Annotated in this window: 10 protein-coding genes; 7 read left to right on the forward strand and 3 right to left on the reverse strand. The window is 33.3% G+C overall.

The genetic code is table 11. The annotated features are described in order from the left end of the window. The first annotated feature begins 58 nt into the window (after window positions 1-58). Both GQR98_RS16515 and GQR98_RS16520 read left to right on the forward strand, forming a co-directional pair. Window positions 59-679 (forward strand): porin family protein, encoded by a 621-nt coding sequence (locus GQR98_RS16515; protein ID WP_159020523.1) that lies wholly within the window; start codon window positions 59-61, stop codon window positions 677-679. Between the two features lie 173 nt (window positions 680-852). Further along, window positions 853-1,629 (forward strand): hypothetical protein, encoded by a 777-nt coding sequence (locus GQR98_RS16520; protein WP_159020524.1) that lies wholly within the window; start codon window positions 853-855, stop codon window positions 1,627-1,629. Between the two features lie 156 nt (window positions 1,630-1,785). On the opposite strand, the gene GQR98_RS16525 is transcribed toward GQR98_RS16520, so the two are convergent. The 3 genes from GQR98_RS16525 to katG all read right to left on the reverse strand — a co-directional run bounded on the left by GQR98_RS16525 (window position 1,786) and on the right by katG (window position 6,228). Next, a complete protein-coding gene (locus GQR98_RS16525; protein ID WP_159020525.1) occupies window positions 1,786-3,159 on the reverse strand; it encodes an RICIN domain-containing protein in 1,374 nt (457 codons plus the stop codon). Window positions 3,160-3,511: 352 nt separating this feature from the next. Further along, window positions 3,512-3,985 (reverse strand): ankyrin repeat domain-containing protein, encoded by a 474-nt coding sequence (locus tag GQR98_RS16530; protein ID WP_159020526.1) that lies wholly within the window; start codon window positions 3,983-3,985, stop codon window positions 3,512-3,514. A 71-nt stretch (window positions 3,986-4,056) separates the two neighbouring features. Then, on the reverse strand, window positions 4,057-6,228 hold the full coding sequence (katG, locus tag GQR98_RS16535; protein ID WP_159020527.1) for a catalase/peroxidase HPI: 2,172 nt from the start codon (window positions 6,226-6,228) through the stop codon (window positions 4,057-4,059). 522 nt (window positions 6,229-6,750) lie between these two features. Here katG and tpx point away from each other — a divergent pair. The 5 genes from tpx to GQR98_RS16560 all read left to right on the forward strand — a co-directional run bounded on the left by tpx (window position 6,751) and on the right by GQR98_RS16560 (window position 12,821). Continuing rightward, window positions 6,751-7,257 carry a thiol peroxidase gene (tpx, locus tag GQR98_RS16540; RefSeq protein ID WP_159020528.1) on the forward strand — a complete coding sequence of 169 codons (507 nt, stop codon included), beginning with the start codon at window positions 6,751-6,753 and terminating at the stop codon, window positions 7,255-7,257. Continuing rightward, the gene (locus GQR98_RS16545) at window positions 7,250-7,621 is read left to right on the forward strand and encodes a diacylglycerol kinase (protein WP_159020529.1); all 372 of its coding nucleotides are present in this window, start codon (window positions 7,250-7,252) and stop codon (window positions 7,619-7,621) included. The genes tpx and GQR98_RS16545 overlap by 8 nt, the downstream gene beginning before the upstream one ends. Window positions 7,622-7,779: 158 nt before the next feature. After that, a complete protein-coding gene (locus tag GQR98_RS16550) occupies window positions 7,780-10,200 on the forward strand; it encodes a DNA translocase FtsK (RefSeq protein ID WP_159020530.1) in 2,421 nt (806 codons plus the stop codon). Between the two features lie 12 nt (window positions 10,201-10,212). Next, the gene (locus GQR98_RS16555; protein WP_159020531.1) at window positions 10,213-10,848 is read left to right on the forward strand and encodes a LolA family protein; all 636 of its coding nucleotides are present in this window, start codon (window positions 10,213-10,215) and stop codon (window positions 10,846-10,848) included. Between the two features lie 8 nt (window positions 10,849-10,856). Next, window positions 10,857-12,821 carry an LptF/LptG family permease gene (locus GQR98_RS16560; protein ID WP_159020532.1) on the forward strand — a complete coding sequence of 655 codons (1,965 nt, stop codon included), beginning with the start codon at window positions 10,857-10,859 and terminating at the stop codon, window positions 12,819-12,821. The last annotated feature ends 14 nt before the right edge of the window (window positions 12,822-12,835 follow it).

Genomic DNA, 12,835 nt, shown 5'->3' on the forward strand with positions numbered 1-12,835 from the left:
GTTTTCCTTATACAACAACTTCATCTTTAATATTATACAACAAACTCACTAGAATTTAATGACAAAAATAATCTTGCAACTAATATTTGTTCTTTCCTTTTTTAATATTGTTGCTCAAAACTCAAAATTTGAAATAGGTCCCGAGATTGGATTAAATATTAGCGACTATCGATATATTGAGGCTAAATATGTAAGAGGTTTATCTATAAATAGAATGTCATTTGGAGTCGTGGGTAAATTCAACTTTTCTAGAAATTGGGCTCTAAAATTAAAACTAAAATATGAAGGAAAAGGAATTTTAATTACAGACGATTCAGAAATAGAGCTTTTTACACAAAAATTAAACTATATAGTGATGCCTGTTATGGCAGAATGGAGAGTAGGCCAAGGAAATTTACAAGGTTTTTTTAATTTCGGAATGTATGGAGGTCTACTAATGTCTGCTTCAAAAGAATATTCCAATGATGAGGTTAAGGATAATAAAGAGGATTTCAAGCCATATGATTATGGGCTTGCTGGTGGCCTTGGAGTTATTTACAAATTAACAAACAGTTTAAAAATTACTCTTGATTGGGGAGGTCAATTCGGATTGAGTCCAATTGATTTCAATGGATATCCTAATGGCTGGAAAGCCAATCAAAATCTGAGTGGGAATATTGGGGTACTATTTGGATTATAAACTTGCGCCTACAAAGTACTGTGATAAAAAAAGTAAAAACTCACTGATTTTCAACTAAAACCTTTTTCTAAAAACCATCAAAAAATAGTCTCGATTTATAATTTGTAAAAGTCTTATTTCAATCTAATCATATAAAAATTAAATTCTCCCTCTAAAAATTACAAACTAAAAGCATGCATAAAATAGTATTAATAGCCACAATTTTCATAACCAGTTTTGGATACGCTCAATCTGAACAAATCAAAATAAAATCGGAGAGCCTTAAGGAAGCTAACTACATAAAAGCTGATGATTTCTATTTAACGCATTATCTCTATATCGATTTGTTTTTACGAGAGAACTTATTTCCTATGGCGAGTACAGAAGATGTTTCGTCTATATTAAAAGCTACAAAAACCTATGTTTCCGCAGACACACCTTTGGAAATTGAGATTGAAAAACCAGGAGATCGAAATTATTTAATAAAAATGGCTATTCTTAAAACAGACGATGGTCATGAGCTTTTAGTGGCACATACAAACTGGAATACAAGAGAACAACTATTTGAAAAAGAAATAGACATCGCAAATGATTCTTATACGCGTTGGTATTTTCTAAATGGTAATAAAATGACTTACAGACTAAACATGTCTGACAAGAGTGATTATTCAGCTAAATCTAAGCCTAGTTTAGCTCAAGCGTATTTGCTAGATGAATTGCCAGAAAACGATAACAAAATAAAAAGTACACTAGATGATGTTTTAAAGCAAAAAGGCTTAAATATTTCTGACAAAGTGCATGCAAATTTGGTTCTGTTAAAGTATCACATATATTTAAGAGATAGTAGTAGCGTGGTGAAACAAGCTAAATACTTGAATGAACTATTTGCAGAACATCCACAAGAACCAAGCATACTAGGTTTAAAAATGGCCTTTAATGCAGCAGAATTTCAAATAGAATTAATGAAGTAAGCACTTCATTTTAAACAACAAAAAACGGAGATTAAAACCAACCTTATTACAAGCTTGTTTTAATCTCCGTTTTCAATATAAATAAACTGTACTTCTATTACGCCAAATGTAAGCTTCCTTTTTTTATAGGAAAACCTATAATACTATCAAATATTACTAATTAGCTTTTACAAATTCCCAGCGCGTAGCATCACCTGTCCAAGAAGTAGGAACTTGATTAATTCTAATATCAGACTCATTATTATGAGTAGATAAATCATTACTATTTATAGAGCGCATTTTTTTACCCGATTCCCGATTTACAACATATGAATATGTATTATCAATGCCATTAATACTCCATTCTACAAAAGTCTCTCCTCCTGAAAAAGAGCTTGTCGCATAAATATTAGAATAATTGTTATTATCAGTAGGCCTAAAATACATTTTAGATCCTTTATTTCTAAATCTAACATATCCATTATCTGCTGGAATAATTTCCCATTGCGTGAAATCTCCGGTATAACTCGAAGGTGCTTGCACCATTAATGTGCCATCCGTTACATTGCTAAACGGCTTAATTCTATCTCCACTCTGTTTGTTTTGTATAAAATAATACTGAGTAAATTTATCTTTAAATTCTTGACCTGCCGTATTTAAATCACCCGAAGACTGACTAATTGTATTCCAACTATTATATAAAACTAATCCATCAACACCAGCATCTATAGCGGCGTCTATTCTAGTTGCTACGCCAGAAAATTTAACATTATTATTTGTTTCAGAATCCCAAACAGGTAAATTTCCTGCTTCAGCAATGTAATCGGGCCATAAAGAATGTTGAAAGCCTAAATTATGTGTTGCAGCTATCGATATATAATTTTTCATTGTTGTTTGTTGCAATGATAAAAGCCCTGCTTCTATGCCCCAATCACAAGAGCCAATTAAATCTGCTCCATTTAATTGACCATATAATTCTGAATAGATATTATTAATTTGACCTACATACCAAACAGTTCCTGGACGACTATCCTCATTAAAAGGATTTATCCAATCACATTTATAATCTTGTGCGAAAGCTTTTATGCGAGTTACAAGAACATCTTTAGCTGTTAAATTTTTGACAGACGGAACGGTACCGTTAAGCATGCCATTAGCTATTCTTGCTCCACCTGTACCTTGTGCTGGATTAGCAAATATTTTGAAACCTCTAGACACAGCTTGATTATAAAGATAATTATACATTGTTACATTTGGGTTAACTCCATCGGCAAAAATAGCGATACGTATACCATTCACCCCCATATCTTCAAAACCATCTAAAATATTCTCTACTTCAGAAGTTGTAGTAAGTGCATTTGTAATTTGTGCTTGTTTTACATCTCCAAGAACATTTTTTAGATTGCCAACATAATGATGACCTGAAGTACTGGATACAATAAAACTACTATTAAAACCATTAATATCGGCCGACTGAAGATTCATTTCATTTTCAAGTTGACTATTATCTTCTAAAATATCATCTACTGAATTAGTACAGGAATAAGACATAAGTATTAAAGTAAATAATAGACAGGTAATTAACTTTTTTTTAATTTTTAACATCATTTTTAATTTTAAGGTTATTAATAATTTAGTTAGGAAATAAAGCTCTCATAAAACATTTAATAATTAAGAAAGCTTAATTATACAGAATTAACAATAAAACCCGATAAATATTGACGAAAAACGAATTTAACTCATTTTATTCAACATAATCACCCCCATATTGAGACAATCTAAATTTATTCAACTTATTAAATTGTTTTTTTTAAAAATAGCCACAAAAAAAAAACAGAGTTTAAAACCAGCCTTATTACAAGCTTGTTTTAAACTCCGTTTTCATTATAAATAATCTCTACTTCTATTGCTCCAAAAGCGCAACAATTTCGGTAAACTCCTTTTCTTCAGCGTAAGCTAAAGCTGTTTTTCCTGCGTTATCTTTTATCGTTTTATCAGCGTTATGCTCTAAAAGTAGTTTAACAATGTCTACTTTGTTGTATTGTGTAGCAAAGGTTAAGGCTGTGGTTCCGTTGGTATTCACTTCGTTTAAATCGGCGCCGTTTTCAATTAAATATTTAGCAAAAGTAACGTTGCCTTTAAAACTTACACCAATTAAAGCGGTGTTTCCTGAGGCATCTTTAGCATTAATAGGTGCTTGATGCTCTACCAATGTTTTAGTTGCGGCTTCGTTATCAAAATAGGTCGCCAAAATTAATGGTGTAAAACCACGCTCATCAGTAGCTTCGGCCAATTTAGGGTTTTCTGATAGTAAGTTTTTTAGAGTTAAAATGTCTCTATTTTTTATGCTTTCAAATAAGTTATTAATGTCTTTCATTTGGATTTTTTTTATAAAAAAAGGAATGGCTATAAAAACCATTCCTCTAAAATCTATGTTTAATGTTATTATTATATATCGAAACGATCTGCGTTCATCACTTTTGTCCAAGCAGATACAAAGTCTTTTACAAACCTTTCCTTGCTATCGTCTTGAGCGTAAACTTCCGCGTAAGCGCGCAAAATAGAATTAGAACCAAATACTAAATCTACACGAGTTGCGGTAAATTTAACTTCGCCAGTTTTACGGTTTTTAATTTCGTAAATACCATTGTTAAGCGATTTCCATTCAAAAATCATATCCGTTAAGTTTACAAAGAAATCGTTTGTTAAAGCGCCTTCATTTTCTGTAAACACACCATGTTTAGTTCCACCATAGTTGGTTCCCATAACACGCATACCTCCTACTAAAACCGTCATTTCTGCAGCTGTTAAGCCAAGTAATTGTGTTTTATCTAGCAACATTTCTTCTGGGCTAACCACATACTCTTTTTTCTGCCAGTTTCTGTAACCATCTGCAAGCGGCTCCATAGACTCAAAAGATTCTGCATCTGTCATCTCTTGCGATGCATCTCCTCTACCTGGTGCAAAAGGAACATCTACAACCATACCGGCTTTTCTAATGGCTTTTTCTACACCAACATTACCAGCTAAAACAATAGTATCTGCAATGCTAATACCAAATTCTGTAGCAATAGGTTCTAAAACAGATAATACGTTTTGTAATTGTGCTGGCTCGTTACCTGCCCAATTTTTTTGTGGCTCTAAACGAATACGTGATCCGTTTGCTCCACCTCTAAAATCTGATCCTCTAAAAGTTCTTGCACTATCCCAAGCGGTAGATACTAATTCTGAAATACTTAAACCTGTAGCAGCGATTTTAGCTTTTACAGCTTCAACATCATAATCGTAATTTCCTTTTGGAATTGGATCTTGCCAAATTAATTCTTCTTGAGGTACATCGGGTCCAAACCAACGATCTTTTGGTCCCATGTCACGGTGTGTTAATTTGAACCAAGCACGTGCGAAAGCATCAGAAAAGGCATCAAAATCATTCTTAAATCGCAATGAAATTTCTTTATAAATAGGATCCATTTTCATGGCCATGTCGGCATCTGTCATCATTGGGTTATGCTTAGTCGTCATATCCTCAACATCTACAGGCATATCTTCTTCCTTTATGTTTACAGGTTCCCATTGGTGTGCTCCTGCTGGACTTTTACGTAGTTCCCAATCGTGGTTAAATAACATTTCGAAAAAGCCATTATCCCATTTTGTCGGGTTCGTCGTCCAAGCACCTTCTAAACCACTAGTAACTGTGTATCTACCTTTACCAGATTTTGTTGGGTTAGACCAACCTAAACCTTGCTCTTCTACATCTGCACTTTCTGGATCTGGACCTAAAATACTAGCATCTCCATTTCCATGTGTTTTTCCAACGGTATGTCCACCTGCTGTTAAAGCCACTGTTTCCTCATCGTTCATGGCCATACGCTTAAACGTTTCTCTAACTTGTAGAGCCGTTTTTAATGGATCTGGCTTACCGTTTACACCTTCTGGGTTTACGTAAATTAGTCCCATTTGTACGGCTGCTAATGGGTTTTCCATAGTATCCGGATGGTCTACATCTGTATAACGCTCATCACTTGGTGCTAACCATTCTTTTTCTGCTCCCCAATACACATCTTTTTCTGGGTGCCAAATATCTTGACGACCAAAGGCAAAACCATAGGTTTTTAAGCCCATGCTTTCGTAAGCAATGGTTCCTGCCAAAATAATAAGATCGGCCCAACTTACTGTATTACCGTATTTTTTCTTGATTGGCCAAAGTAAACGTCTAGCTTTATCTAAACTGGCATTATCTGGCCAAGAGTTTAAAGGTGCAAAACGTTGGTTACCTGTACCACCGCCACCACGACCATCTGCTAATCTATATGAACCTGCTGCGTGCCATGCCATTCTAATCATTAAACCACCATAGTGTCCCCAATCTGCAGGCCACCAATCTTGGCTATCTGTCATAAAATCGTGTACATCCTTCTTTAAAGCATCTACATCTAATTTTTTCAGTTCTTCTTGGTAATCAAAATCTGCACCTAAAGGATTTGTTTTTGTATCCTGTTGGTGTAAAATGTCTAGATTAAGTGTGTTTGGCCACCAATCTGTTACTGTTTTTTCGGTTGTAGTAATTGCTCCTTGCATAAAAGGACATTTGCCTATGTCACCGCCGTTGTTATGATCCATATTATATAAATTTTTACGTTTTAATTTTTGATAAAATTACTCTATAACCGAACTTAAAAACGATAAATAAAATTGATTGTTTTTATTTTATCATAAGTAATTCTTATACCCAATTCCATTATCTGTCTCTAAATTTACGCAAACCTAACGTAGGGAACAAAAAAAAGCCGCTTCAGTTTTGAAGCAGCTTTTCCATATAATCTTAATAAATCCCTAGTAAATTAAGATAATCGTAATATTATAGTACTAATTAATTCGATTTTATAGTTCTCTTATATTGAATGTGTTATAATTATTGTTTCCTTAAACCCCAATTATATACTTTCTCCTACATGTACGTAGCTTAGTCGTAATTGGTTTAGAGTAATTTACGCTTTAACACTTTATTAACGCTTAGCTATATACATTTATTTGATTTGTAGTGATTTAATCATGAGCATAAGTATTAAAAAAAGATTAAACAAATAGTTTAAACATCTTATTATTCTTAATTTTACAACACAATTAATAAAACATAAAATAATGGCAACAGTAACATTAAAAGGTGGTGCAATACATACATCAGGAAATCTTCCTGCAAAAGGAACAAAAGCTCCAGAATTTGCTTTAACAGCAAATGATTTATCAACAAAAAAATTAAGCGATTTTGCTGGCAGCAAAGTAGTTTTAAACATATTCCCTAGTGTAGATACTGGTACTTGCGCAACCTCTGTTCGCGAATTTAACCGTGAAGCTAGCGAACTAGAAAACACTAAAGTATTATGTGTATCTCGCGATTTACCATTTGCTAATGCGCGTTTTTGTGGTGCAGAAGGTTTAAATGATGTTGTGAGTTTATCCGATTTTAAAACAGGAGATTTTGGTAAAACTTACGGTTTAGATTTTATCGACGGCCCATTAGAAGGTTTACACTCTAGAAGTGTTGTTGTTTTAGATGAAAAAGGAACTGTTTTATACACAGAACAAGTTGCAGAAACTACAGAAGAGCCTAACTACAAAGCTGCTTTAGAAGCTCTTTTAAATGCGTAACAAAAAGGAATCTTTTTTAGTAAATAGATTAAAAAGTGTTGGCCTTGCTTTTAAAGGTGCAGTATTGCTCCTTAAAACCGAAGCCAGCATTAAAATTCAATTTACACTCGGTGTTATAGTCACTATCGCTGGGTTTTACTACAATATATCTACTACCGAGTGGCTTATTCAACTATTGGCCATTGCTTTAGTGATGTGTGCCGAAGGTGTAAATACGGCCATTGAAGCTATTGCAGATTTTATTCACCCCGAACATCACGAAAAAATAGGTTTAATAAAAGATATTGCAGCCGGAGCTGTATTTATTGCTGCTATCTTCACCTCTATTATTGGCCTTATTATTTATATTCCTAAAATTTTCTAAACAATCATCTTTAAAATTGAGTTAATTACAGGTTTGCTCTGCAATTTTTTAAAATATAGTTTCGTTAACGTTAGTAATTTGTATTTTTGTGTCGTTATAAATATAATGACATCTTTGAACTCGCTTCAAGACCTCAATCATGAAATCTAAACGCATTAATGGCGAAAAGTAAAACTAAACCTAAAAAAGCACCTCGCAAAAAAGCAGAACTACCTAGTTTTAAATTGTCTAGTCAACAAAAACTAGTCTTAGGTAGCTTTTTAATTACGCTTGGCATAAGCCTAGCTATTTCTTTTATATCATTCTTTTTTACAGGAGAAACAGACCAAAGTAGCTTATCCCATTTTGCAGATCGCGAGATCGGAACGGAAAACTGGTTAAGTAAATCTGGTGCATGGTTAAGCGATTTCTTTATTCAACGCGGTTTTGGCTTGCCTTCTTTTATATTTGCCGGCCTTATGTGCCTATCTGGTGTGTATGTTTTAATGAACATCAATAAAGAGAAACTAAGAAGACATTGGTTTTGGGGTGTATTAATCATTATTTGGTCGTCTATTCTTTTAGGGTTCTTCGGAAATAAAAACGCTATTCTTGGTGGTACTATAGGTTTCGAAATCAACAATTACCTTCAAGATTATATTGGTAAAATAGGTATTGTACTCCTGCTCGTTTTTGGTTTAATTACATATTTAGCTATTCGTTTTAAAGTGACGTTTGAAAGTATTGCAAATCAATTTAAATCGGCTAAGAGTAATTTAAAGAGTGAGTTATCGGATATGAAAGAAGATATTATCGTGCCTTTAGATAATAATTTATCTGAAGAAGCCGAAGATTTTAAATCTGCTTTTAATATCTCTGAAGAGGAAGAAAAACCAATTGAAGCACCACTAGAACCAGTTGAAGTTCCTGTAAGGCCTAAAGTAGAAAAAGTTATAGTTGAAGATAAAACACCTCTTGTAGTTAAAGTTGCTGAAGAAGAAGTTGTAGAGGAAGATTTAGAAATGAAAGTGGTTGAAGTTGCTGAAGAAGGTTCGGAAACCGACAACTTAGCAAATAAACTCGTTGAAGATTTTGGCCAATTTGACCCTACTCTAGAACTTGGTAAATATCAATTTCCGCCTTTAGATTTATTAAAACAATATGATACTGGTGGTATTACCATTAATCAAGAAGAATTAGAGGAAAACAAAAACAAAATTGTTGAAACTTTAAGTAATTATAAAATTGGTATAGCAAGCATTAAAGCAACTATCGGACCAACAGTAACCCTTTACGAAATTGTACCAGAAGCTGGTGTGCGTATTTCTAAAATTAAGAATTTAGAAGATGATATCGCTCTATCTTTAGCGGCTTTAGGTATTCGTATTATTGCTCCAATTCCTGGTAAAGGTACTATTGGTATTGAGGTACCAAACAAAAACTCAACCATAGTTTCTATGCGATCTGTTATCGCTTCAAAGAAATTTCAGTCCTCAGAAATGCATTTACCTATTGCTTTAGGTAAAACTATTAGTAATGAAACTTTTGTAGTCGATTTAGCCAAAATGCCTCACTTGCTTATGGCTGGTGCTACGGGACAAGGTAAATCGGTTGGTCTAAATGCCGTTTTAACCTCGTTACTTTATAAAAAACACCCTGCGGAAGTTAAGTTTGTTTTAGTAGATCCTAAAAAAGTAGAGCTTACACTTTTCAACAAAATTGAACGCCATTATTTAGCAAAACTTCCAGACGATGGTGATGCCATTATTACAGATAATACTAAAGTTATCCATACGCTAAACTCATTGTGTATAGAAATGGATAACCGTTACGAAATGCTAAAAAATGCACTTTGTAGAAATATAGCAGAATACAACGTTAAATTTAAAGCTAGAAAATTAAACCCTAATGACGGGCATCAATACTTACCGTACATTGTTTTGGTTGTTGATGAGTTTGCCGATTTAATTATGACGGCTGGTAAAGAAGTTGAAACACCAGTTGCACGTTTAGCACAATTAGCACGTGCCATTGGTATTCACTTAATTATTGCAACGCAACGCCCAAGTGTAAATGTTATCACAGGTATTATTAAAGCGAATTTCCCTGCTCGTATAGCCTTTAGAGTATCTAGTAAAATCGATTCGCGTACTATTTTAGATGCGGGTGGAGCCGACCAACTTATTGGTCGTGGAGATATGCTTTACACACAAGGAAATGACATGATAAGGATACAATGTGCCTTTGTAGATACTCCAGAAGTTGAAAAAATAGTAGACTTTATTGGTGCGCAGAAGGCTTATCCTGAGGCTTATCAATTACCAGAGTTTGTTGGTGAAGAAAGTGGCACAAGTCTTGATATAGATATATCAGATAGAGATAAACTCTTTAAAGATGCTGCTATAGTTATCGTTACAGCACAACAAGGTTCTGCTTCGTTGTTACAACGAAAATTAAAATTAGGATACAATCGTGCCGGCCGAATTATAGATCAATTAGAAGCCGCAGGTATTGTTGGTCCGTTTGAAGGTAGTAAAGCCAGACAAGTGTTAGTAACCGATTTAATAGCATTAGATCAGCATTTAGAAAATGAAATATAATTTAAAATGAAAATGAAGAAAATTATTGCACTTTTATTAATTACCCTTTCAGTTAACGCCTTTGCTCAAAACAAAGGAAAAGCACTGTTGAATGAAGTCTCTCAAAAAGTAAAAAGTTACGATAACATTTCAATAGATTTTAAGTATGTGTTAGAAAACACTGCTGAAGATTTAAAACAAGTGACTAAAGGCGACGTAATCATGCAAGGTGATCGCTATAAATTAAACATTTTAGGTATTACCCGTTTATTCGATGGTAAAACATTGTACAGCATTAGCCCAGAAGATGAAGAAGTAACCATCTCTGAAGAAAATGATGATGAGAACGATGCCATTACACCAAGTAAAATGCTATCTTTTTACGAAGATGGCTATACTTACGCTTTAGATATTGAACAAAACATGAATGGTAGAAAAATTCAATACGTGAAATTAACACCTATTGACTCTAGTTCTGAAATTAAAACCATTTTGTTAGGTATAGATTCGAAAACTAAAAACATTTACAATTTAATTCAAATCGGAAAAAATAATACGAAAACAACTCTTACTGTTAATTCTTTTAAAACAAACGAGACTTTATCGAAAACCTTATTTACCTTTGATGCGAATAAGTATTCAGACTATTATATCAATAAACTAGATTAGGTATTCCATTGAAAATATTAGACCGTTACATACTAACAACTTACCTAAAAACTTTTTTCAGCGTGTTTATTATACTCATGCTGATTTTTGTTTTACAAACCATTTGGCTATACATTAAAGAACTTGCAGGTAAAGACCTAGAAATAGGTGTTATTTTTAAGTTCTTAATCTATTTTATGCCTAAGCTTATACCATTGGTATTACCGCTTACCATTTTACTTTCATCCATTATGGTGTTTGGTAGTTTTGCAGAAAACTACGAGTTTGCTGCCATGAAGTCTACAGGTATTTCACTGCAGCGTGCCATGTCTGGTTTAAGTGTTTTTATTGTAGGTCTTGGTATTCTTACCTTTTTCTTTGCGAACAACGTTATTCCTTGGGCCGAAGTTAACTCATACAATCTTCGACGAAATATTGCCAAAATGAAACCGGCCATGTTACTCGCCGAAGGTCAGTTTAATCAGGTCGATAATTACAATATTAAATTTGCCAAAAAGCATGGTGATCGTGATCAGTATTTAGATGATGTTACCATCCATTTAAAAGCAGCAGACGGTCGTACAAATGCAACAACCATTAAGTCCAAAACTGGAGAGTTGGCTAGTGATCCAGATTCTAATGTTTTAAAGTTAATTTTATTCGACGGAAACTATTACAGTGATATCGCTAGCAAAAACAGAAAAGCCAAAGACAAAAAACCTTTTGCAAAAAGTACCTTTGAAAAGTATATAATAAATATCGACTTATCTAACCTTAATGAGGTCGATATGGACGAGCAATCTCAAACCGATAAATACAGCATGCTTGATGTTGTAGATTTAAATACGGCTATGGACTCGTTAATTGTTAAGCAGAAAAACGAAAATGCTGGTCTTGCTAAAAATTTAATTAATCGCTCTAGCGTTAATAAGATTTATAGAAATACTAAAAAAGATATCGACACTATTTACACAGGCCCTATTCTAGATGTTTTTGAAACTTCGGATAAAATAAAAATGGTAGAGCTTACATTAAAAGGTGCGGCAAGTACACAACAAACTATATCTCAAAAAGTAAAATCATATAAAATAGCTAAAACCAACTTTAATAGACATATTATTTCGTTTCACGAAAAATTCGCTCTCGGTATAGCTTGTATTATTCTATTCTTCGTTGGTGCTCCTTTGGGTGCTTTAATTAGAAAAGGTGGTATTGGTTTGCCAATGGTTATTGCTATTTTACTATTTTTAAGTTATCACTTTATTGGTATTTTCGCTACAAACTCTGCTAAAACTGGTGATGTCAATCCTGTTTTAGCTAGTTGGTTTTCTACTCTTATTATGCTGCCATTAGGTGTTTATTTAACCAAACGTGCTACAGCAGATAAAGGCATTTTTGATTTAGGAAGTATTACGGAACCGCTTAAAAAATTACTCAAAATAAAAGAAAAAGATAGCGTAGATTTTAGATTCTTAGGCGGCTATAAAAATGAAGAGCTTCTTGATGTGGTTAAAAATTATGAAGCTTTAGGTCACGATGAAAACTGCCGATACGAAGCGCTTAATATTTTAAATGAACGCGGACAAAGCATTAAAGACTTACAAGAAGCGAACAAAATAACAATTGATAGTAAATACGATGCCTCTGAAAAGATTGTAAAAGATTATAGAGACCATAGTAAATTTGCTATTTTTCTTTATGGAACAGGTGCTGTATTACTTATCCTCTTCTTCGTATTTAAAAACAATAAATTATTACCACTCGCTACAGCCTCTATACAATTAAGCATTGTATCCTTTGCGCTGTATGCTATTTACTATTTAAAATCTATTTTAAATTTGAATAGTTTTTACCACTATATAAACAAAAAAGCACGACGTCCTAACGTAGGTTTACTTATTCTAGGATTACCGCTTTACATGATTACTTACCCTTTATTGAATGATAAATTAAAAGAAGACTTAAAACGTTTTTGTTTAGATTCTTTAAAGTAACACTATTTATAAAA

It is taken from the genome of Algibacter sp. L3A6 (genome assembly GCF_009796825.1).
Taxonomy (GTDB): Bacteria; Bacteroidota; Bacteroidia; order Flavobacteriales; family Flavobacteriaceae; genus Algibacter.